Annotated in this window: 19 protein-coding genes; 10 read left to right on the top strand and 9 right to left on the bottom strand. The window is 67.8% G+C overall.

The window, feature by feature from the left end; all coding sequences use genetic code 11:
- The first annotated feature begins 52 nt into the window (after positions 1-52).
- From clpX to ESP70_RS04515, 4 genes are all read left to right on the top strand, one after another.
- On the top strand, positions 53-1,324 hold the full coding sequence (gene clpX, locus ESP70_RS04530; protein ID WP_149688125.1) for an ATP-dependent Clp protease ATP-binding subunit ClpX: 1,272 nt from the start codon (positions 53-55) through the stop codon (positions 1,322-1,324).
- 45 nt (positions 1,325-1,369) lie between these two features.
- Positions 1,370-2,524: a saccharopine dehydrogenase family protein gene (locus ESP70_RS04525; RefSeq protein ID WP_149688124.1), complete on the top strand. Its 1,155-nt coding sequence runs from the start codon at positions 1,370-1,372 to the stop codon at positions 2,522-2,524.
- An 87-nt stretch (positions 2,525-2,611) separates the two neighbouring features.
- Positions 2,612-4,012 carry a cytochrome ubiquinol oxidase subunit I gene (locus tag ESP70_RS04520; protein WP_149688123.1) on the top strand — a complete coding sequence of 467 codons (1,401 nt, stop codon included), beginning with the start codon at positions 2,612-2,614 and terminating at the stop codon, positions 4,010-4,012.
- Positions 4,009-5,016, top strand: coding sequence for a cytochrome d ubiquinol oxidase subunit II (locus tag ESP70_RS04515; RefSeq protein WP_149688122.1), 1,008 nt, complete (start codon positions 4,009-4,011; stop codon positions 5,014-5,016). The genes ESP70_RS04520 and ESP70_RS04515 overlap by 4 nt, the downstream gene beginning before the upstream one ends.
- A gap of 7 nt (positions 5,017-5,023) precedes the next feature.
- On the opposite strand, the gene valS is transcribed toward ESP70_RS04515, so the two are convergent.
- Both valS and ESP70_RS04505 read right to left on the bottom strand, forming a co-directional pair.
- The gene (valS, locus tag ESP70_RS04510; RefSeq protein ID WP_149688121.1) at positions 5,024-7,603 is read right to left on the bottom strand and encodes a valine--tRNA ligase; all 2,580 of its coding nucleotides are present in this window, start codon (positions 7,601-7,603) and stop codon (positions 5,024-5,026) included.
- Between the two features lie 81 nt (positions 7,604-7,684).
- The gene (locus ESP70_RS04505) at positions 7,685-9,802 is read right to left on the bottom strand and encodes an MMPL family transporter (protein WP_149688120.1); all 2,118 of its coding nucleotides are present in this window, start codon (positions 9,800-9,802) and stop codon (positions 7,685-7,687) included.
- 131 nt (positions 9,803-9,933) lie between these two features.
- Between ESP70_RS04505 and ESP70_RS04500 the strand changes: the two genes are divergently transcribed.
- The 4 genes from ESP70_RS04500 to ESP70_RS04485 are packed head-to-tail and all read left to right on the top strand — an operon-like array spanning position 9,934 to position 13,131.
- Complete coding sequence (locus ESP70_RS04500) at positions 9,934-11,271, top strand: bifunctional folylpolyglutamate synthase/dihydrofolate synthase (protein WP_149688119.1); 1,338 nt, start codon at positions 9,934-9,936, stop codon at positions 11,269-11,271.
- Positions 11,272-11,276: 5 nt separating this feature from the next.
- Complete coding sequence (locus ESP70_RS04495) at positions 11,277-11,609, top strand: DUF4233 domain-containing protein (RefSeq protein WP_149688565.1); 333 nt, start codon at positions 11,277-11,279, stop codon at positions 11,607-11,609.
- 39 nt (positions 11,610-11,648) lie between these two features.
- On the top strand, positions 11,649-12,275 hold the full coding sequence (locus ESP70_RS04490) for a metallophosphoesterase family protein (protein WP_149688118.1): 627 nt from the start codon (positions 11,649-11,651) through the stop codon (positions 12,273-12,275).
- A 1-nt stretch (position 12,276) separates the two neighbouring features.
- The gene (locus ESP70_RS04485; protein WP_223148602.1) at positions 12,277-13,131 is read left to right on the top strand and encodes a ParB N-terminal domain-containing protein; all 855 of its coding nucleotides are present in this window, start codon (positions 12,277-12,279) and stop codon (positions 13,129-13,131) included.
- A gap of 19 nt (positions 13,132-13,150) precedes the next feature.
- Here the strand turns inward: ESP70_RS04485 and ESP70_RS04480 are convergent, their stop codons facing one another.
- The 5 genes from ESP70_RS04480 to ESP70_RS04460 form a co-directional block, all read right to left on the bottom strand.
- Positions 13,151-14,314 carry an ABC transporter ATP-binding protein gene (locus ESP70_RS04480; protein ID WP_149688117.1) on the bottom strand — a complete coding sequence of 388 codons (1,164 nt, stop codon included), beginning with the start codon at positions 14,312-14,314 and terminating at the stop codon, positions 13,151-13,153.
- Between the two features lie 3 nt (positions 14,315-14,317).
- The gene (locus tag ESP70_RS04475; RefSeq protein WP_149688116.1) at positions 14,318-15,160 is read right to left on the bottom strand and encodes a carbohydrate ABC transporter permease; all 843 of its coding nucleotides are present in this window, start codon (positions 15,158-15,160) and stop codon (positions 14,318-14,320) included.
- Position 15,161: 1 nt separating this feature from the next.
- Positions 15,162-16,100 (bottom strand): carbohydrate ABC transporter permease, encoded by a 939-nt coding sequence (locus ESP70_RS04470; RefSeq protein WP_149688115.1) that lies wholly within the window; start codon positions 16,098-16,100, stop codon positions 15,162-15,164.
- Positions 16,097-17,356 carry an extracellular solute-binding protein gene (locus tag ESP70_RS04465; protein WP_188110484.1) on the bottom strand — a complete coding sequence of 420 codons (1,260 nt, stop codon included), beginning with the start codon at positions 17,354-17,356 and terminating at the stop codon, positions 16,097-16,099. The genes ESP70_RS04470 and ESP70_RS04465 overlap by 4 nt, the downstream gene beginning before the upstream one ends.
- Before the next feature lie 158 nt (positions 17,357-17,514).
- Positions 17,515-19,167 (bottom strand): glycoside hydrolase family 13 protein, encoded by a 1,653-nt coding sequence (locus ESP70_RS04460; RefSeq protein WP_149688113.1) that lies wholly within the window; start codon positions 19,165-19,167, stop codon positions 17,515-17,517.
- 108 nt (positions 19,168-19,275) lie between these two features.
- On the opposite strand from ESP70_RS04460, the gene ndk reads away from it, so the two are divergent.
- Both ndk and ESP70_RS04450 read left to right on the top strand, forming a co-directional pair.
- Positions 19,276-19,686 (top strand): nucleoside-diphosphate kinase, encoded by a 411-nt coding sequence (gene ndk, locus ESP70_RS04455; protein WP_056404210.1) that lies wholly within the window; start codon positions 19,276-19,278, stop codon positions 19,684-19,686.
- Positions 19,683-20,336: an NADPH-dependent F420 reductase gene (locus tag ESP70_RS04450; protein WP_149688112.1), complete on the top strand. Its 654-nt coding sequence runs from the start codon at positions 19,683-19,685 to the stop codon at positions 20,334-20,336. Before ndk ends, ESP70_RS04450 begins: the two co-directional genes overlap by 4 nt.
- 1 nt (position 20,337) lies before the next feature.
- Here ESP70_RS04450 and ESP70_RS04445 read toward each other — a convergent pair whose 3' ends face one another.
- The gene (locus ESP70_RS04445) at positions 20,338-20,964 is read right to left on the bottom strand and encodes a hypothetical protein (RefSeq protein ID WP_149688111.1); all 627 of its coding nucleotides are present in this window, start codon (positions 20,962-20,964) and stop codon (positions 20,338-20,340) included.
- A 54-nt stretch (positions 20,965-21,018) separates the two neighbouring features.
- A complete protein-coding gene (locus ESP70_RS04440) occupies positions 21,019-21,795 on the bottom strand; it encodes a hypothetical protein (RefSeq protein WP_149688110.1) in 777 nt (258 codons plus the stop codon).
- Positions 21,796-21,967: the final 172 nt, after the last annotated feature.

Here is a 21,967-nt window from a genome sequence, read left to right as displayed (position 1 = left end):
TCACGGGCCGCGCCAGGCTCCAACCGCGCAAGTCGAAGAAGGGACTCTCCACGTGGCACGCATTGGTGAAACCGCCGATCTGCTGAAGTGTTCTTTCTGCGGAAAGAGCCAGAAGCAGGTCAAGAAGCTGATCGCCGGCCCCGGCGTCTACATCTGCGACGAGTGCATCGACCTCTGCAACGAGATCATCGAGGAAGAGCTCGCCGAGGGAGCCGAGCTGAGCCTGGGCGAGCTGCCCAAGCCCCACGAGATCTACGACTTCCTCAACGGCTACGTCATCGGTCAGGACGGTGCCAAGAAGTCGCTGGCCGTGGCCGTCTACAACCACTACAAGCGCGTCCAGGCCCAGGTCGGCAGCTCGCGGAGCAAGGACGACCAGGTCGAGCTGGCCAAGTCCAACATCTTGCTGGTCGGCCCGACCGGCTGCGGCAAGACCTATCTCGCCCAGACCCTGGCCCGCATGCTCAACGTGCCGTTCGCGATCGCCGACGCCACCGCGCTGACCGAGGCCGGTTACGTCGGCGAGGACGTCGAGAACATACTCCTCAAGCTCATCCAGGCCGCCGACTACGATGTCAAGAAGGCCGAGACCGGCATCATCTACATCGACGAGGTCGACAAGATCTCGCGCAAGAGCGAGAACCCGTCGATCACGCGTGACGTGTCGGGTGAGGGCGTGCAGCAGGCCCTGCTCAAGATACTCGAGGGCACGACCGCCTCGGTGCCTCCGCAGGGTGGGCGCAAGCACCCGCACCAGGAGTTCATCCAGATCGACACGACCAACGTGCTGTTCATCGTCGGCGGTGCGTTCGCCGGCCTCGACCAGATCATCGAGCAGCGCAGCGGCAAGACGAGCCTCGGCTTCAACACCGGCCAGGTCGACATCGGCGCGAGCGTCGCCCCCGAGAAGCTCTACTCCAAGGTGCTGCCCGAGGACCTGCTCAAGTTCGGCCTCATCCCGGAGTTCATCGGCCGTCTGCCGGTCATCGCGGCGGTCGACAACCTCGACAAGGAAGCGCTCGTCGCGATCCTGACCGAGCCCCGCAACGCCCTGACCAAGCAATACGTCCGACTGTTCGAGATCGACGGGGTCGAGCTCGAGTTCAGCACCGATGCCGCCGCCGCGATGGCTGACCTGGCGCTCGCCCGGGGCACCGGCGCTCGTGGGCTCCGCTCGATCATCGAGGCCGTGCTCGAGCCGGTCATGTACGAGATCCCGAGCCGCGACGATGTCGCCAAGGTCATCGTGACCGAAGCCACGGTTGCCGGCACCGAGGGCCCGACGATCCTGACCCACGACGAAGTGGCCAAGAAGGCATCCTAGGGCTCCTGGGTTCTGCTCCAGCCATACCGTCGGTAGGTTGGGCGCATGACCTCAGTCGACATCGCCCTGCTCGGGGCCACCGGATTCACCGGCGGCCTGACCGCCGACTACCTCGGTGAGCACCTGCCGCCGGGCGGCACGTGGGCGATCGCCGGCCGCAACCAGAGCAAGCTCGAGGCGGTCGCCGACCGCATCGAGCGGCTCGGCGGCGTACGTCCCGAGATCATCTCCGCCGACATCGGCAATGCCGACTCGATGGCCGCGCTGGCCAAGAGCACCCGGGTGCTCGTCACCACGGTCGGCCCCTACCTCAAGTACGGCGAGGCCGCGGTCAAGGCGAGCGTCGAGGCCGGCATCGCCTACCTCGACCTGACCGGCGAGCCGCAGTTCGTCGACGACATGTGGCTCAAGTACCACGAGCGAGCGGTCGAGACCGGCGCGCGGATCATCCACGCGTGCGGCTTCGACTCGATCCCGTACGACCTGGGTGTCCTCTACGCCGTGGAGCAGCTGCCCGAGGATGTGCCGATCCACGTACGCGGCTACATCCGGGCCAACGCGGAGTTCTCCGGCGGCACCTATCACTCGGCGATCAACCAGTTCTCGTCGATGCGCGAGTCCGGCAAGATCGCAGGTGCCCGCCGCAAGGCTGAGCCACGCCCCGAGGGACGCAAGGTCCGCGGGTCCGGCAAGCTCGGCAAGGCGCCCGAGCTCGGCGGCTGGGGCGTGCCGATGCCCACGATCGACCCGCAGATCGTGCTCCGATCGGCCCGGACGCTCGCGCGTTACGGCCCGGAGTTCACCTACTCACACTTCGCACACTTCAAGACCCGTCGCATGCTCGCCGCGTCGGGACTCGGCCTCGGCGTTGCGTTCCTCGGCGCCCAGCTGCCGCCGACCCGAGCACTGCTGCTCAAGGTCAAGGACCCCGGGGCCGGCCCGTCGGAGGCCAAGCGCGAGAAGTCCTGGTTCAGGTTCAGCGTCTTCGCCGAGGGCGGCGGCAAGAAGGTCCATGCCGAGGTCACCGGTGGCGACCCCGGCTACACCGAGACGTCGAAGATGCTCAGCGAGTCGGCGCTCTGCCTGGCGTACGACGACGTGCCCCAGGTCGCCGGACAGACCACGACGGCCGTGGCGATGGGCGACGCGCTGATCACGCGGCTCCAGAAGGCCGGCATCACGTTCCGCACCGTGGCGTAAAGGTCCGCGATGTGACCAATTCGTCGCACAGACCTTCTCACACCATCCACACGTGATTCGGCGGTGTCGCGGACGTAGGGTCAAGTCATGGACTTCGCCGGAGTCATCACCACCGTCCTGACCTCGAGCGATGCCCCTCCAGGGCTCCTCCCAGCGCGTGAGCAGATGGCGCTGTCGCTCGGTTGGCACATCATCCTCGCCTGCTTCGGCGTCGCCTTCCCGACGATGATCTACGTCGTCCATCGACGTGGCATCGTGCGCGACGACCCGGTCGCGCTGGGGCTGGCCAAGCGCTGGGCCAAGGTGTCGGCGGTGCTGTTCGCGATCGGCGCGGTCTCCGGCACGGTGCTCAGCTTCGAGATGGGCATCCTGTGGCCGGGGCTGATGGGCAGGTTCGGGGACGTCCTCGGCCTGCCGTTCGCCTTCGAGGGCCTGTCGTTCTTCGTCGAGGCGATCTTCCTCGGCATCTACCTCTACGGCTGGGACCGCATGCCGCCGCGTCGGCACCTCGCGATGCTGATCCCGATGGGCCTGGCCGGCATCGTGGGCACGTTCTGCGTGATCTCGGTCAATGCCTGGATGAACAACCCGACGGGCTTCAAGCTCGTCAACGGTGAGGTCACCGACGTCAACCCGTGGCGCGCGATGTTCAACGACGGGGTCTACCTGCAGTTCGCGCACATGTGGTTCGCCGCGTTCATGGTCGTCGGGTTCGTCGTGGCGGGCGTCTACGCCGCGGGCATGCTCAAGGGCCGCGTCGACGCGCACCACCGGCTGGGCTTCACGGTGCCGTTCGTGTTCGCCACGATCGCCGCCGTCGTGCAGCCGTTCATCGGCCACATCCTGGGGCTTCGGGTCGGCGAGACGCAGCCGTCGAAGCTTGCGGCGTTCGAGCTCGCGACGACGACGGAGCAGCCCGCGCCGCTGCGTCTCGGTGGTGTCCTGATCGACGGCAAGGTGCACGGTGCGATCGACATCCCCAAGATCGGCTCGCTCATCGCCCGCAACTCGTTCGACAAGCCCGTCCCCGGCCTCGACACGGTGCCCGTCGCTGACCGCCCGCCCGTCAACATCACGCACTTGGCGTTCCAGTCGATGGTCGGCCTCGGCACGCTGCTCGCGATCGTCGTGGTCGTGTTCTGGGCGGCCCGCTGGCGAGGCCACGACCTGCTGCCCAAGCGCTGGTTCCTGCGGGGCGCGGTGATCGCCGGCCCGCTCGCGATCCTCGCGATGGAGGCCGGCTGGATCGCGACCGAGGTCGGCCGGCAGCCGTGGGTGGTGTGGGGCATCCTGCGCACCGAGGATGCGGCGAGCCAGAGCGCCGGGCTGTGGTGGAGCTATGCCGCCGCGGTCGTCGTCTACGTCGGCATGACGATCGGCGCGTTCGTCGTGCTGCGGTCGATGGCCAGGCGATGGCGTGCGGGCGAGGAGGACCTGCCGAGCCCGTACGGTCCAGGCGCCTCGACCCTCGATGAGGGGGCCCGATGAGTCTCGCAGTCGTCGTCGCGATCGCGATGTTCGCCGGCATCGTGCTCTACGCCCTGTTCGGCGGTGCGGACTTCGGATCGGGATTCTTCGACCTCACGGCGGGTGGGTCCGAGCGCGGCGGCGAGCTGCGAGTCCTGATCGACCACAGCATCGGCCCGGTGTGGGAGGCCAACCACGTGTGGCTGATCTACATCCTGGTGATCTGGTGGACCGGCTTCCCCGAGACCTTCGCCGCCGCGACGACGACGCTCACCCTGCCGCTCGCTCTGGCGCTCGTCGGAATCGTCCTGCGCGGGGCCAGCTTCGCGTTCCGCAAGTACTCCGCCACGCTGGCCCAGGCGCGGCTGTTCGGGGCGGTCTTCGCGGGATCATCGTTGATCACGCCGTTCTTCCTCGGCGCTGCTGCTGGCGCCGTCGCCTCGGGTCGAGTGCCGGCTGAGGGCAACGGCGACCAGCTCAGCTCGTGGCTGCACCCGACGTCGTTGTTCGGCGGCCTCATCGCGGTTGGCACCTGCGCGTTCCTCGCCGGCGCCTTCCTGACGGCCGACGCGGCGCGTTCGGGTCACGACTCGCTGAGCGAGACGCTGCGCATCCGTACGATCGGCGTCGGCGTCGTGACCGGCATCGTCGTGTTCGCGGCGCTCGTGCCGATCAAGCACGACTCGCCGACGCTCAGCGACCGCCTGCTGGGCCCGGCTGCGCCGTTGATCGTGGCGTCGGCCATCGCCGGGCTCGCGACGCTCGTCCTGCTCCATCGCAGGCGGTTTGCGCCGGCGCGCTTGACGGCGGTCGCCGCCGTGGCGGCTGTCGTCATCGGCTGGGGCGTGGCGCAATATCCGTGGATCCTGGTCGACCAGGTCAAGATCTCGGCCGCGGCGGGCGCCGACGCCACGCTCGCCGGCCTCCTGGTGGTCGTCGGGCTCGCCGGCGTCATCGTCGTGCCTGCGCTGGGCTACCTGTTCTGGCTGACCCAGAGCGATCGCTGGACCGAGAGCCCGCACTGACCGACGGTCAGTCGACGAGCGCGGGCGTCGCCTCGACCGCGAAGCCGTCGACGGTCTCGTCGGCGACGTAGGTCGGCTCGGCGACGACCCGGCCCGCCGCGAGGACGTCGCCGATCGCGAGTCGCACGAGGTCGAGTCTCGCCTTCGTGGCGCTGATCGTGAGATTGCTGATCTCGGTCTTCTGGCTGACCTTGGCGGTCGACTTCGCGCCGCGGATGTCGGCCAGGACCGACGCGGCGGAGCTGAGCAGCGCCGGATCGTGGCGGTCGGTGGCCAGGTCGACGTCGTTGACCGGCCACGTGGATCGGTGGATCGAGCCCTCCTGCCACCACGACCAGACCTCTTCGGTCACATAGGGCAGGAACGGCGCGAGCAGACGCAGCTGCACCGAGAGCGCGAGCACGAACGCGCTGCGTGCCGACTGGCCGGCGGCGTCGTCGCGGCGCGAGCGCTCCTTGACCAGCTCGAGGTAGTCGTCGCAGAAGTCCCAGAAGAACTTCTCGGCGACCTCGAGAGCAGTCGCGTAGTCGTACTCCTCGAACCGGGCCGTGGCTTCGTCGACGACGAGCCGCAGGCGGCTGAGCATCGCGAGATCGATCGCCTCGGTGACGCGCGACGGGTCGAGGTCGCTCGCACCGGCACCCAGGCCGTACGCCTCCTCGGACGCGAGCACGAACTTGCTCGCGTTGAGGACCTTCATCGCAAGGCGGCGACCGACCTTCATCTGTGCCTCGTCGAACGGGGAGTCGGCCCCCGGCCGGGCGCCGGCTGCGCGCCAACGGACCGCGTCGGCGCCGTACTTGTCGAGGATCTCGTCGGGGACCACGACATTGCCCTTGGACTTGCTCATCTTCTTGCGATCGGGGTCGACGACGAAGCCTGAGAGGGCGGCATGCGTCCACGGCGCCACGCCGTGCTCGAGGTGCGCGCGCACGATCGATGAGAACAGCCAGGTGCGGATGATGTCGTGGCCCTGCGGGCGCAGGTCCATCGGGAACGTCCGCTCGAACAGGTCGGGGTCGCGCTCCCAGCCGCAGATGATCTGCGGCGTCAGTGACGAGGTCGCCCAGGTGTCGAGGACGTCGGGGTCGGCGAGGAAGCCTCCGGGTTCACCGCGCTGCGACTCGGTGAATCCTGGCGGGACCTCTGAGGACGGGTCGACCGGCAGGCTCGCCTCATCGGCGAGGATCGGGTCGTCGTAGTCGGGCTCGCCGTCGGCGTCGAGGCGGTACCAGACCGGGAACGGGATGCCGAAGAAGCGCTGGCGCGACACGAGCCAGTCGCCGTTGAGCCCCTCGATCCAGTTGGTCAGGCGCGACTGCATGTAGGCCGGCACCCAGTCGATCTCGTCGCCGCGTGCCACCAGCTTGCTGCGGAGGTCAGCATCGCGACCGCCATTGGTGATGTACCACTGGCGGGTCGAGACGATCTCGAGCGGCTTGTCGCCGCGCTCGTAGAAGTTGGCCATGCGCTGTGTGGGGGTCGGCTCGCCGTCGAGGTCGCCGGTCTCGCGGAGCGCGGCGACGACGGCCTCGCGGGCGGAGAACGTGGTCTTGCCGGCGATCTCCTCGTAGCGGCCGACGCCGTCTGCCGTGATCCACTCCGGTGTCTCACGGAGCACGCGGCCGTCGCGGCCGATGATCGTCCGGTTGGGCAGCTGCAGCTCGCGCCACCACTGGACGTCGGTGAGGTCGCCGAACGTGCAGGACATCACGATGCCGGACCCCTTCTCGGGATCCGCGAGAGTGTGCGCGACGACGGGCACCTCGACGCCGTAGAGCGGGGACGTCACGGTGGTGCCGAACAGCGACTGGTAGCGCTCGTCATCCGGGTGCGCGATCAACGCGACGCACGCCGCGATGAGCTCGGGGCGAGTCGTCTCGATGATCACGGGGGAGTCGCCGCCGTGGAACGCCACGCGGTGATAGGCGCCGGGATATTCGCGGGCCTCGAGCTCGGCCTGGGCGACGGCGGTCTGATAGGTCACGTCCCAGAGCGTCGGCGCGTCCTGCTGGTAGGCCTCGCCGCGGGCGACGTTGCGCAGGAACGCGCGCTGCGAGACGACCTGGGAGGCGTTGCCGATCGTCGTGTACTGCTGCGACCAGTCGACGCTGAGGCCGAGCGTGCGCCAGAGCTGCTCGAAGACCTTTTCGTCCTCCTCGACGAGCTCGTTGCAGAGCTCGACGAAGTTGCGCCGGCTGATCGGGATCTGCCGCTTCGCGTCGGGCTTCTCGGGAGGTATGAAGTCGGCGTCGTAGGGCAGCGACGGGTCGCAGCGCACGCCGTAGAAGTTCTGGACCCGGCGCTCGGTCGGCAGGCCGTTGTCGTCCCAGCCCATGGGGTAGAAGACCTCTTTGCCGCGCATGCGCTGGTAGCGGGCGATGAGATCGGTGTGGGTGTAGGAGAACACGTGGCCGACGTGCAGGGAACCCGAGACGGTCGGCGGGGGAGTGTCGATCGAGTAGATCTGGTCGCGGGTCTTCGTACGGTCGAACGTGTAGGTGCCCAGCTCGGCCCAACGGGCGGACCAGGTGGCCTCGAGGCCTTCGAGGACGGGCTTCTCCGGGACTGTGTTCACAGCAGGCAAGTCTATGTGCGGACGGTTGGCGCTCAGGCATCGGCGTCGCGGGCCACCGTGGTGGTGACCCGCGACGCCGACAGCTGGAACCTAGGCGTCGACCTTGGAGTGGACGGCGTCGTCACCGGGCTGGCTGATCGCGACGTCTTCCTTCTTGGCCAGCTGGCTCGGCCACCAGATGTGGCGGCCGATGTCCAGGTTGAGCGCCGTCACGAGCACCGAGCGCACGATGATCGTGTCGAGCAGGACGCCGACCGCGACCGTGAAGCCGAGCTCGGCCAGGAACACGATCGGGATCGAGCCCAGCGCCGCGAACGTACCGGCCAGGACGAGACCTGCGGAGGTGATGACGCCCCCCGTCGCGCCGAGGCCGATCAGGGCTCCTCGGCGGGTGCCGAACCGCAACGACTCCTCCCTGACTCTCGTCATGAGGAAGATGTTGTAGTCGATGCCCAGCGCCACCAGGAACACGAACGCGAACAGCGGGAACGAGGAATCCGCGCCGGCGAAGTCGAACACGTGCCGGAACACCAGCGCGCCGATGCCGAGGGCCGCGCCGAACGACAGCACGACGGTGCCGAGCAGGATCAACGGTGCCGCCAACGCCCTCAGCAGGATGGCCAGGATGATGAACACGGCGACCAGCACGATCGGGATGATCAGCCTGTTGTCGGCCGCGGACGCCGACTGCACGTCCTTGTTGATCGCCGTGTTGCCGCCGACCAGCGCGTCGGCGCCTGGCACCTTGTGCACCGCATCGCGGACCCGGTCGACCGTGTCGAACGCCGTGGTGGAATCCGGCGCCGACGTCAGCGTGCCCTCGAGGTAGGCGACACCCTTGGCGCTGTCCTTGACCTCGACGCTCGCCGGGTCGATGCCCTTGACGGACGCAAAGGCTGTCTTGACGGCGTCCGCGTGATCGGCCTTGGCGACGACCGCAACTGGCGAGCCGGCTCCGCCGTCGAAGTGCTTGGCCAGCTCCTTGTCGGCCGTGATCGACGGCTGGGTCTTGGTGAAGCTGTCCGCGTTGGTCAGACCGTTGGCGTCGAGCTGGAAGATGCCCAGCGAGAACCCGCCGAGGATCATGGCCGTGACGATCCAGACGAACCGGGGCTTCTTGGCGATGCCGCGGCCGACCCGGCCCCAGACGCCCGACTCGTTGCGCTCGGGGTCGCCGAAGTGCGGGATGAACGGCCAGAACACCCAGCGGCCGAAGATCACCAGCAGGGCCGGGAGCAGGACCATCATCATGAGCAGTGCCATGACGATGCCCGCCGCGGTCACCGGACCGAGGCTGCTCGTGGAGTTCATCTGGGCGAAGATCAGGCACAGCAGCCCGATGATCACGGTCGCGCCACTGGCGATGATGGCCGGGCCGGCGCGGTGCAGGGCGTGCGCCATCGCCTCGTGCCGGTCGGAATAGTGGCGCAGCTCTTCGCGATAGCGGGCCACGAGCAGCAAGGCGTAGTCGATGCCGGCACCCAAGGTCAGGATGCTCAGGATCGCCGCGCTCTGGCCGTTGACCGTGAGCCCGAAGGCCTTGGCCAGCAGATAGACGAAGCCCTGGGCCGTCAGGACGCTCGCGACACCACAGAGCAGCGGAATCAGCCACAGCACGGGGCTGCGGTAGGTCAGCAGCAGCAGGATCACGACCACGCCCAGTGCCGAGTACAGCAGGATGCCGTCGATGCCCGCGAACGCCTTGGCCTGGTCGGCGCCCAGAGCTGCGGGACCGGCGATCTTGACGTCGAGACCGTTGGAGTCCTTCTCGGCGACCTTGCGGATGTCCTTGACGGCGTCGGGCAGCTTGTCCCAGCCGTCCTCATCCATCGTGATCGTCGGGATGACCTGGAGCGCCTTGCCGTCCTTGGACGGAATGGGACCGACGACGTCCTGGTCGACCAGCTTGACGTCGGCGAACGCCGCCGCGTCGGCCTTGGCCTTGGCCAGGTCGGCCGGCGTGATGCCGGAGTCGCGCACGTAGAGCACGACCGCTGGGGCACTGTTGGGGTCCGAGAATGCCTCGGCCTTGTTGATGACCTGGGTCGACTCGGCATCGCCGGGCAGCCACGACCCGATGTCGTTCTCCTGGATGCCGGTGAGCTTGAAGCCCAGGATCGCCATGATGACGATGAAGATGAGTGAGACGACCAATGTGACCCACTTGGCCCAGCGGTGGGCGATCCAGCCCGCGATCTGGCGGTTCATGAATTTCTCCTCGGGTGAGCGTCCGATCGGGACGCGAAACACGGTGACAACATCATGACGTAATGCACCGACAAATGTGACATAGGTGGTGCCCCTGATCGTCCCCTGAGGTCCTGCGACAATGGACGACGATGACAGTCACCTATGCGGAGGTCGAGCGCGCGCTTCTCGGCCGGTGGCCCGAGACACGTCTCGAGCCGTCTCTCGACCGGATCGCTGCCGTCTGCCGGCTCCTCGGAGACCCGCAGCGTGCCTATCCGGTCATCCACCTGACGGGCACCAATGGCAAGACCTCGACGAGTCGCATGGTCGACACGCTCCTGCGGGCCCTCGACCTGCGTACGGGCCGGTTCACGAGCCCGCACCTGCAGTCGATGACCGAGCGCATCTGCCTCGACGGTGTCCCGCTGACCGAGGAGCTGTTCGTCGATGCGTTCGCGGACGTCGCGGCATATGCGCAGATCGTGGACGACTCGTCGGAGCACCCGTTGTCGTTCTTCGAGATGATCACGGCGATGGCGTTCGCGGCGTTCGCCGACGCCCCGGTCGATGCCGCCGTGATTGAGGTCGGGATGGGCGGTTCGTGGGATGCGACCAATGTCGCCGACGGCCAGGTCGCGGTCATCACGCCGATCGGTGTCGACCACGAGCGCTACCTCGGCGACCGTCCCGAGATCATCGCGGTGGAGAAGGCGGGCATCATCAAGCCCGGTTCGCACGTCGTCGTCGCGCAGCAGACCGACGCCGTCATGGATGTCCTGATGCGTCGCGCGGTCGAGGTCGGCGCGATCGCGCTGCGCGAGGGTGTCGACTTCGGTGTCAACCATCGCACGACGGCGGTCGGCGGCCAGCAGATCGACCTGCAAGGCGTCGCTTCGGCCTATTCCGACATCTTCCTGCCGTTGCACGGCGCGCACCAGGCCCACAACGCGGCGTACGCCTTGGCGGCCGTCGAGGCGTTCACCGGCACCAAGGAGCTCGATCCGGACCTGGTGCGTGAGGCGTTCGCGCAGGTCACCTCGCCGGGGCGGCTGGAGGTCGTACGTCGCAGCCCGACCGTGCTGCTCGACGCGGCGCACAACCCGCACGGCGCGCAGGCGACGGTCGAGGCCATCCAGGACGCGTTCACGTTCAGCCCGCTGATCGGTGTCGTCGGCGTCATGGCCGACAAGGATGTCGAGGAGATGCTGCGGACGTTCGAGCCGGTCATGGCCGAGATCGTCTGCACCCAGAACAGCACCCCCCGCTCGATGCCGGCCGCAGAGCTGGCCGAGATGGCCGGCGACATCTTCGGCGCCGAGCGCGTCATCCTCGTGCCGCGACTCGACGATGCGATCGAGCGTGCCGTGGCCATGGCGGACTCCGCCGAGGGCAACGAGGACGCGATCGGCAGCGGCGGCGTGCTCATCACCGGATCGGTGATCACCGTCGGGGAGGCGCGCGTGCTGTTCGGGGGAACGCCTTCGTGAGGGGCATGTGCTCGGCGATGCTGACCCTCGAGGCCATCATCCTGGCGCTCGCGGTCCCCGTGATGATCTCGGTCGAGGACGTCAGCAAGCCGCTGGCCCTCATCTCCGGTCTCGGCCTTGCCCTGCTCTGCATCCTGACCGCCGGGTCGCTCCGCCGCCCTCAGGCGTACGTGCTGGGGCACGCGATCCAGGCCGGCGCGATCGCGCTGGGCTTCCTCGTCACGGTGATGTTCTTCGTCGGCGCGATCTTCGCGGCACTGTGGTTCGGCGCGTTCTTCGTGGGCCGGCGCATCGAGGAGGACAAAGCCCGCTGGGCCCGCGAGGCCGGCGACGCCTGAGGCGTGTCAGTCACCTCGTCCCGCGCTAGTGTCGAGGTCATGGTGCGCGTGTTGGCCGTTGCCGACGAGGAGGTCCCCGCGATGGAGTCGCGGGCGCGCGACCTCGAGGTTGACCTCGTCGTCGCTGCGGGCGACCTGCCCTGGGGCTATCTCGAGTCGCTCATCTCGCTCGTCGACGCACCGGCGGCGTACGTGCCGGGCAACCACGACCCGAGCACGGCCGGTGGCAAGGGTCCTCGCGGCTTCCTCGACCTCGACGGTCGGGTCGCCACGGTCGGCGGATTGCGCATCGCGGGGCTCGGGGGCTGCGTCGTCTACAACCACGGGCTGCACCAGTACACCCAGAAGGAGTACGACCGGCGAGCCGCCAAGCTCCTCAAAGGCGCTCGCGCGGGTGGACCCGTCGACGTCCTGCTGACGCACGCACCGCCGCTCGGTCTGGGCGACGAGCCCGACGGGCCGCACGTCGGCATCTCCGCACTGCACGGGGTCCTCGAGACCTTGCAGCCCGCGTGGCACCTGCACGGCCACATCCATCCGTACGGCATGCGCAAGCCCGATCGCGAGCTCGGCCGCACGACGATCCGCAACGTCATCCCGTGGCAGGTCATCGAGATCGAGGCCGCGTCGGCGCCGATTGTGGCCGGGCCGGGGAGGCGGGGCTGACATGATGCGCGACTCGGGCTCGCCACGCGTGGACGCCGAGAGCGACTTCATGCGCGCCCGGAGGCAGCAGTTCCTCGCCGCACTGGCAGCGCGGCTGCGCAACGACACCGACGACGTCGTCCAGTCCCTGTCGTTCGACGAGGTGGTCGAGGCGCTGGGCCGGCGGGCCGAGCACTATCTCGGCATCAAGGTCATCCCGCTTGACGCGATCGTCGGGTCGGTCGACAAGATGCGTGACTTCGATCGCCGGTTCCGGCCCACCTCGGCGGTGAGTCGCCAGCGCTGGGAGCGGCTGTCGCGCGCCAGCCGGACGGGTGAGGACATCCCGCCGATCGACGTCTACCAGATCGGCGACTATTACTTCGTACGCGATGGCCACCACCGCGTCTCGGTCGCGCGCAGCCTCAAGCTCGACGTCATCGAGGCTCGGGTCACCGCGATCGAGACCTTCCTGGCGCCGGTGGGCATAGCGGCGCGGTCCGACCTCGAGCTCAAGTACTGGCGTCGGATCATGTTGCAGCGCGTCCCGTTCACCGGTGAGGCGCGGGCGGCCGTCGCCGTCGACGACCCGTTCGACTACGGCGTCATCGCCGAGACCGTCGAGGCGTGGGCGACGCGCACGATGCACGCCGAGGGCGCCTACATGGACAAGCGCACGATGGCGGCGCGCTGGTACGCCGAAGAGTTCGCGCCGGTGGTCAAGCTGATCGAGGAGGCCGGCGTGCGCGGCGACGACGAGCGCCCCGCCGAGGCCTACCTACGGGTCGCGGGGGAGCGCTATCGGCTGATCCGCGACCACGCCTGGGACGCCGAGATCATGGACGCCGTCCGCCACAAGGGCAAGAAGCGCCGCTGAGTCCGTCGAAAGGACGGAGTCAGAGCCCGACGGTGAGGTTCTCCCCGGTCGACGGGTCGAACAGGTGCATCTTGTCGGTGTCGATGAACAGCGTGGCGTCATCGTCCTCGGCGACCTTGCTGTCGGAATCGAGTGAGACGACGAGCTGCGTGCGCAGCGAGTCGCTGTCGGCCTCGCGGGCCAGCTCCTTGAGCTGCGCCTGCACCTCGGCTTCGGCCTCGTAGGGCACGTAGGCGTACTGCTGGTCGCCGAGCCACTCACGGACGTCGATGTGCGCCTTGAACGTACGCGAGGTGTCGACGTTGCCGGACTGGATCACCGAGACGTCCTCGAAGTGCTCGGGCCGGATGCCGGCCATCAGCAGGCCCTTGCCGGCCGTCTTCTCGGCCTTGGCGCTTGGGATCGAGAACGTGCCGAACGGCAGGGTGACCTGGTCGCCCTCGACCGTCGCGGGCAGGAAGTTCATCGGCGGTGATCCGATGAACCCGGCGACGAACAGGTTGACCGGCTGTTCGTAGAGCTCGCGGGGGCTGGCGAGCTGCTGGAGGATGCCGCGCTTCATGACGGCCACGCGGTCGCCGAGCGTCATGGCTTCGGTCTGGTCGTGCGTGACGTAGACCGTCGTGATGCCGAGCCGCTTCTGCAGGCGGGCGATCTCGGTGCGCATCTGGCCGCGCAGCTTGGCATCGAGGTTGGACAGCGGCTCGTCGAACAGGAACGCCCTGGCCTCGCGGACGATCGCGCGACCCATGGCGACCCGCTGGCGCTGACCACCCGAGAGGTTGCCGGGCTTGCGCTGCAGGTGCTCGTCGAGGTCGAGCGTCTTGCTGGCGTCGCGGACCTTCTCGTCGATCTCCTTGTTGCTCATCTTGGCCAGCCGGAGCGGGAAGGCGATGTTCTCGTAGACCGTGAGGTGTGGGTAGAGCGCGTAGTTCTGGAACACCATCGAGAGGTTGCGGTCGCGGGGAGCGAGGTCGTTGACCCGATCACCGCCGATGATCATGTCGCCCGACGTGATGTCCTCGAGGCCGACGATCATTCGCAGCAGCGTCGACTTCCCGCAGCCGGAGGGCCCGACCAGGATCATGAACTCGCCGTCGGCGACGTCGATGCTGACGTCGTTGACGGCCGGGAAGCCGTCGCCGTACTTCTTGACGATGTTTTTCATCTCGATGGCAGCCATGGATCAACCCTTCACTGCGCCGGCGGTCAGGCCGGCGACGATCTTGCGCTGGAAGAACAGGACGAGGACGACGATGGGGACCGTGGCGACGACGGCACCCGCGGCCAGCAGCGATGCCGGCCGGTTGAACGGATCGGCCCCGACGAAGAACGACAGGGCGGCGGGGATGGGACGCGCTCGCTCGGTCGACGTGAGCGAGATGCCGAAGACGAAGTCGTTCCACGCGAAGAAGAACGTCAGGATCGCCGCGGTGAACACGCCAGGAGCGGCGAGCGGGACGATGACCTTGCGGAACGCCTGCCACGACGTGGCGCCGTCGACCTGGGCGGCCTGCTCCATCTCCCACGGAATCTCGCGGAAGAACGCCGACAGGGTCCAGATCGCCAGAGGCAGCGTGAACGACATGTAGGGGATGATGAGCCCGATCCACGAGTCATAGATGCCGAACGTGCGCCACATGTCGAACAGCGGGCCCACCAGCGAGACCACGGGGAACATCGCGATGACCAAAGCGGTGGTCAGCACGAACTTCTTGCCCTTGAACTCGAGCCGTGCAATGGCGTACGCCGCCAAGGTCGCGAAGATCACGGACAGCGCGGTCGCGATGAGCGAGATGCCGATCGAGTTGATGATCGCGTGCCGGAACTGCTCGTCGTCGAGAACGTCCGTGTAGTTCTTCCACCCGGCACCCCCACCGTCCGAGGGAAAGAATCCAGGACTGCCGTTGGTGACGGCCTCCTGGGACTTGAACGACAGGGAGATGATCCAGGCGACCGGAAGCAGGCACCAGAAGAGGATGAAGACCACACCGATTGCGGTGAGGATGCGGCCGCGAATGTCCTTCATCTCAGTTCTCCTGTCGCGCGGCCGACAGATCGACCTTGAAGAGCTTGACGATCGCGTAGGCCAGGACCAGCACGGACAGGAACAGCAGCACGGAGAGCGCTGAACCGATGCCCAGCTGGAACTGCTCGATCACCTGCCGATAGGTCAGGAACGAGATCGACTCGGTGTTGTTGGCGCCGGCGGTCATGACGAAGATGTTGTCGAAGATGCGGTAGGCGTCGAGCGCTCGGAACAGCACCGCCACCATGATCGCCGCCCGCATGTTGGGCAGGATCACCTTGTAGAGCCGTTGGATCCACGTCGCGCCGTCGACCTTGGCGGCCTCGAGCATGTCCTCGGAGACCTGGGCAAGCCCGGCCAGCAGCAGCAGCGACATGAACGGCGTGGTCTTCCAGATCTCCGACGCCATGATGGCGATCATCGAAGAGTCGTACTTGGCGAACCAGTTGAAGTCGTCGCCGATGAAGGGCAGCCAGCTGTTGACGAAACCGTTGGTGTTGGAGAACGCGAACTGCCAGGCGAAACCCGAGACGACGGTGATGACGCCGTAGGGGATCAGGATCGACGTGCGGATCGTGCCGCGAGCGAAGATCAGCTTGTGCATGACCATCGCGAAGGCGAAGCCGATGATCAGCTCGATCGTCACCGTGACGATCATGACCATCACGGTGTTGCCGGTGTCTCGCCAGAACAAGGGGTCGCTCAGGGCGGTCCAGTAGTTCTGGAAACCGACGAACTCCTTGTCGTCAGGGGCCGTCAGTGAGTAGCTGAACATCGACAGATAGAGCGCCCGGAGCATCGGGAACGCCGTGACGACCAGCATGAGCACGACCGCCGGTGCCACGAGCTTGCGGGCCAAGGAGTTCTCGGCGCGGGTGCGGTCGGAGTCCACCGCCTTGGGCGCCTCGTCCGGAGCCGCCGTTTGTACGTACGTACTCACAAGAGCGCCTTTCCCTTGAGGATGGCTGTCAAGAAGTCAGCGGACTTCTTGGGGGTGCCCGGGCCGACCGAGTTGGGCGAGTGCCACCGCGACTGGATCGCGCTCGAGATCTGGCTGTAGAACGCGCTCTTGGGTCGCGGTCCGCCGGTGTCGACGCTCTCGCTGAAGAGCTTCAACAGATCGGCAGGGTAGGCCTTCTTGAGCTCGGCGGAGTCATAGACCGACTGCCGCGACGGCATCAGGCCCTCGTTGACGGCGAGCGCGGTCTGCGCCTTGGCGTTGGTCACGCAGACGGCGGCAGCCTTGGCGTAGTCGAGGTGCTTGGAGTAGGCGCCGACTCCGATGTCGATGCCACCGATCGGGGGCTTGGACTCCTCACCCTCGACTGTCTCCGGGTAGCGCGCCCAGCCGAGGTCCTCGAAGCCGGTCTTGCCCTTGGGGCCGCTCGGCTTGTCGATGAGTCCTTCGTAGTTCTTGTAGACGAACGTCCAGTTGGTCATGAACTCGCCGGGCCCCTTGGAGGGGAACATGGACCCGAGACTCGTGCCCTCGTTGGATGTCGTGAAGTCGGGCTGGGCGGCCTTGGAGTCGGCGAGCTTCTTGATGACCCCGGCCGCGTCCTCACCGGCCTCCGAGTCGATCGTGACCTTGGCGTCGCGGCCCTTCTCGACCGTTGACGGATCGAGGATGTTGCCGCCGGCGCCTTGAATGAGGGCATTGATCCACACGACGTAGGCCTCGTACTTGTTGGCCTGGACGCCGACCGTGGCGCCGTTGTCGCTGGCCGCGTCGATGACCTGGTCCCACGTGACGGGCTTGGTCATGTCGAGCCCGGCCTTCTCGGCGAGGGAGCGGCGGTACCAGAGCACCTGCGTGTTGGCCCACTGTGGCGCCGCGACGACTTTGTCGTCCCACTGCACGGTCTCGGCGGCGCCCTTGAGCACGTCGTCGTCGAGGACCTGGTCGGCCTGCTTGCCCTCGAAGGGGGCGAGCCACTCGGCATTGGCGAACTCGGGCACGAAGACCGGGTCGAGGCTCATCAGGTCGGTCGAGCTGTCCTTGGCCGCCAGGCGCCGGGCGAGCTGCGTGCGCTGGTCGGTCGCGCTGGCCGGCAGGAGCTGGATCTTGATGTCGTACTTGCTGGTGCTGCAGGTCTTGGCGAGCTTGTTGAGCGTGACCTGTCCGTCAGGGTTGATGTACCAGTTGAGCGTCGCCTTGCCGCCGCTTCCACCGCCGCAGGCGGCCAGCACACTCATGGACAGCGCCGCCGCAGCGCAGCCGGCAACGACTCGTCGAACAGAACGTACGGCCATTCCTCCCCCAACCCGATCCCGTTCGTGGCCGGCACGTGATGCCGGTCACAGGGACGAGTTGAACGTATCCGCCTCCTCGGGGGAGCGCAACCGGGAGGTGGTCAGAGCGTGAGCCAGACCGAGGCGTCGGTGCCGAGCTGCGCGCCGGGATCGACGGGCTGGCTCGACGCGAGGACAGTCGCACCCTCGGGGAGGGGCACGGGCACCTCGCCGAGGTTGGCGAGCACCGTGACCTGCCCGGCCCTGGACGTCACCGTGAACGCCAGGACGGTGTCCGGGAAACCGTCCAACCACGTCAGAGTGCCGCGGCCGAGCCGGAGCGCCCGCCGCAGTGCCAGCAGCGTTCGGTAGAGCTCCAAAGTCGACCCGGGCACCCCGCGTTGCTGGTCCGCGGCGAGCGTTTCGTACTCGGGTGGCTGGGGCAGCCAGGGGTGCTCGCCGGGGCCGAAACCGTACGACGGGGCGTCGGCTTCCCACGGCACCGGCACGCGACAGCCGTCGCGGCCCTTCGAGGCGCCTTCGGTACGCGCGAAGGTCGGATCCTGGCGTGCTTCGTCAGGCAGGCGAGTGGCTTCGGGCAGGCCCAGCTCCTCGCCCTGGAACAGGTAGGCCGAGCCCGGCAGTGCCAGCATGACCGCTGTCGCGGCGCGGGCGCGACGCAGTCCGACCTCGGCGTCCGGCTGTGGGTCGTCGGCACCGATGCCGTCGACGCGATGCAGTCCCGGTTGCTGCGGATAGCCGAGCCGGCTCGCATGGCGTACGACGTCGTGGTTGGACAGCACCCAGGTCTGGGGCGCGCCGACCGCCTCGGCCTGGGCGAGCGAGTGGGTGATCGTCCGGCGCTGGTCGTCAGCCAGCCACGGCGTCATGAGGTATTCGAAGTTGAACGACTGGTGGAGCTCGTCCTCACGGACGTACCGTGCGAGAGCGCCGGCGGGCAGCACCCAGGCCTCGGCGCACAGGATGCGATCGGCGTCCTGGTCCTCAACGGCGTACGAGTCGGTGATCCGGCGCCAGTTGCGGTAGATATCGTGGACGCCGGGCTGGTCCCACATGGGCGCCAGGCCCGTCGGCTCCGACCATTGGTCGTACTCGCTGTCGGGCAGTCCGTCGGCCTTGACCAGGCCGTGAGCGACGTCGATCCGGAACCCGTCGACGCCCCGATCGAGCCAGAATCGCAGAACATCTTCGAGCTCGGAGCGCACCTCGGCGTTGGTCCAGTCGAAGTCGGGCTGGCTGGTGTCGAACAGGTGCAGGTACCACTGGCCGAGAGAACCGTCCGGCTCCGTGACCCGGGTCCACGCGGGGCCGCCGAACAGGCTCTGCCAGTTGTTGGGCGGCAGGTCCCCGCCGTCGCGGCCCTCGCGGAAGATGTAGCGTGCCCGCTCCGGGCTCCCGGGTTCGGCGACCAGGGCGGCCTGGAACCAGGGGTGCTCGCTCGACGAGTGGTTGGGCACGATGTCGACGATGACCCGCAGCCCGAGGTCGTGCGCGCGAGCGGTGAGGGCATCGAATGCCGCGAGATCGCCGAAGAGTGGGTCGACGTCGCGGTAGTCGGCGACGTCGTAGCCGGCATCGTGCTGGGGTGAGGTGTAGAACGGCGAGAGCCAGACGGCATCGACGCCCAGGTCAGCCAGGTGGGGGAGCCGCGCGGTGATGCCGGGCAGGTCGCCGATCCCGTCGCCGTCGGAGTCGGCCCAGGACCGCGGGTAGATCTGGTAGATCACTGCGTCGCGCCACCACTGCTCGCCCATGTGTCTCCCTTCGAGGCGCCGTCGTGGCCCTCCACCTCATGAACGTACGCAGGGGTGGTGGGGGCGTCCACGTCGGGAGTGAGATGCGTCGCAGGATAGGTTTTGGCCATGTCGCAACGCACCCTCGTCCTGATCAAGCCCGACGCCGTACGCCGCGGCCTGACCGGTCAGATCCTGTCCCGGTTCGAGGCCAAGGGTCTGACGATCGTGGCGCTCGAGCAGCGGACGATCGACGCCGCCCAGGCCGATGCCCACTACGCCGAGCACGTCGACCAGCCGTGGTACCCGCCGCTCCGTGAGTTCGCGATCTCCGGTCCGCTCGTCGCGCTCGTGCTCGAGGGTGACGAGGCCATCGCGGTCGTACGCCTGCTCAACGGCGTCACCGACGGCCGCCAGGCTGCGCCCGGCACGATCCGCGGCGACCTGTCGCTGTCGAACCGCGAGAACCTCGTGCACGCCTCGGACTCCGAGGAGTCGGCCAAGCGCGAGATCGACCTCTGGTTCCCCGAGCTGTCATGACCTCGATCGGGGTGCTCGGCACCGGCATCGTCGGCCGTACGTTCGCGGCGCGGCTGGCCGAGCTGGGTGTCGACGTCCTCGTCGGCGCGCGTACGGCTGACTCCCCGAGCCTCGAGCCGGTTGCCGCGCTCGGCGTGCGCACTGGCTCGTTCGCCGATGCGGTGGCCCACGCCGAGGTCATCGTCAACGCGACCAACGGCCTGCACTCGATCGCCGCGCTCGAGAGCGTCGGCGCGGAGGCTCTCGCCGGCAAGACCCTCATCGACGTGTCCAACGAGCTCGAACCTGTCGAGGGTGGCTTCCCCAAGCCGTTGGCGTCGGCCGACGACTCGCTGGGCCAGCGCATCCAGACGGCATTCCCGGAGTTGCGTGTCGTGAAGGCGCTCAACACCATGAACTGCACCGTGATGGTGGACCCGTCGATCGTCGAGGGTGACCACGTGGTGTTCCTCAGCGGTGACGACGCCGCGGCCAAGGATCAGGCCCGGGAGCTCCTCGCCACGCTGGGCTGGCGACCCGTGCAGGTCGTCGACCTCGGCGGCATCGACACGGCTGCCGCGGTGGAGATGACGATGTCGCTGTGGATGCGGGTGACGATGGCGCGCGGCTCGGACGCCCCGCGGTTCAACTGGGCGATCAACTCCGGCTGACTCAGGCGTACGTCGGCTGGCGCAGGTGGTGCACAACCTCGTGGAACTGACCGCGTACGTCCTCGGGCAGCCAGATCACGTGGTTGGACACCGAGGCGAGGTCGACGTCCTCCTGCAGCGTGACGACGTCGACGACCTGCCTGGGGAAGTCGCGCTCCCGCTCCTCGAACTCCAGGAGCGACACGCGGACGGTCACGCCGAACGAGTTGGGGTTGACCAGCCCGATGCCCCAGAAGTCGGCGGGCTCGTCCGTGGCCTTCTGCTCCAGGTCGATCATGACGCTGCGGGTGTCCTGCTCGAGCGCCGGATGGTCGATCTCCTCGACCGCCGCCAGCTCGACCCGCACGCCGCGGACCTGGCGGCTGCCGGGGCCGTCGAAGCGCAAGATGTCGCGCAGCGTCCCGCCGGCCGGCAGCAGCGGTCCTCCGAGGTGTGAGCCGTTCACGGTCTGCGTCACGACATGGGGCAGCTCGTGCCCGTAGACGCTGATCGGCGTGAAGGCGAGCGTCGGCAGGACCGACACCTCGGTGTGGTTCTCGATCGTGAGGACCTGGTCGGGACCGCCGTCGGTCGCGACCGGTACGTACTTCAAGGAGAACGGGCGCTTCTCGCGGGGTTTGCGTCTCACACGTCGAGCCTAGGGTGTCCATCCGAGTGTCTGCGCCCCGGTTTGGACCGATCTTCATGCGTTTGCGCTGTGTTGGCGACGCGAACGCATGTTGATCGGTCCGCCCTCGACTCCGCTTCGACGGAACTTCATGCGTTTGGGGTGCTGCAGCGCCCGCAACGCATGGAGATCGGGCTCAGGTCCGGTCCACCCGCAAGTTCTGGCCATCCGGAACAGCTGATCGGCGACCGCGACCTGTTCGTGGCGAATCGCGTACGAGGAGAAGATCAGCAAGCGGTCGCCGCCGATGACGATCTCATTGGCCCGACGGAGATCGGCATCCCATTGGCGCACCGCGTGGTGCGGGATCCCATGGATCTCTGCGGACATGCCCAGCGACTCCCACGATGCATCGAGGTAGTAACGCCCGTCCGTGCCGCGTACGCGACGCTGCCGGGTCGGTCGCGGCAGTCCGGCCGCTCGCCACAGTGCGTCGAAGTCGCGTTCGGGGAGTGACTGTATGCCGCCGGCGGCATCAAGGATCGACTCGATGATCAGCCCGCGCCGTCGACATGGACCTCGTCGAGTGAGGGCATCCCGCATCCGGGCAGTGTTGGCGAGGCCCTGCTGCAGCGCTGCTATGACTGCCGCGCGGGCGTAGCGATCGTTGGTGCACCAGCTCGCCAGGTCGATGACGCTCCGGGCGACTCGGGTTCGCCGGGGCTCCTCCAGCGGATGAACGTCAGCGTTGCTGAGCTCGGTGCTCTCGTGGACGACGAGCCCTTCCCAGGAAGGCGCGCGACCACCTGCGGGGATCACAACGTGGATCTGATCGTCCTTGAAGCCGTCCATCCCGTGCACCTCGAGCGCAGTCGGCCCGGCGAGAGCCGACCGGGGCGGAGCTGACGCGAGCGCGACCGCCCAGGCTTGTTCACTGGTGAGTGGGCCATTGTGCGTGACGATCACGCCGCGACAGGGCCTTTGCCACATGCCGCGATCGACCCGGTGCCGTACAACACCCTTG

The sequence above is a fragment of the Aeromicrobium ginsengisoli genome, from assembly GCF_004134905.2.
In the GTDB taxonomy this organism is placed as follows: Bacteria; Actinomycetota; Actinomycetes; order Propionibacteriales; family Nocardioidaceae; genus Aeromicrobium; species Aeromicrobium ginsengisoli.
This window is presented reverse-complemented; position numbering and strand designations above follow the sequence as displayed.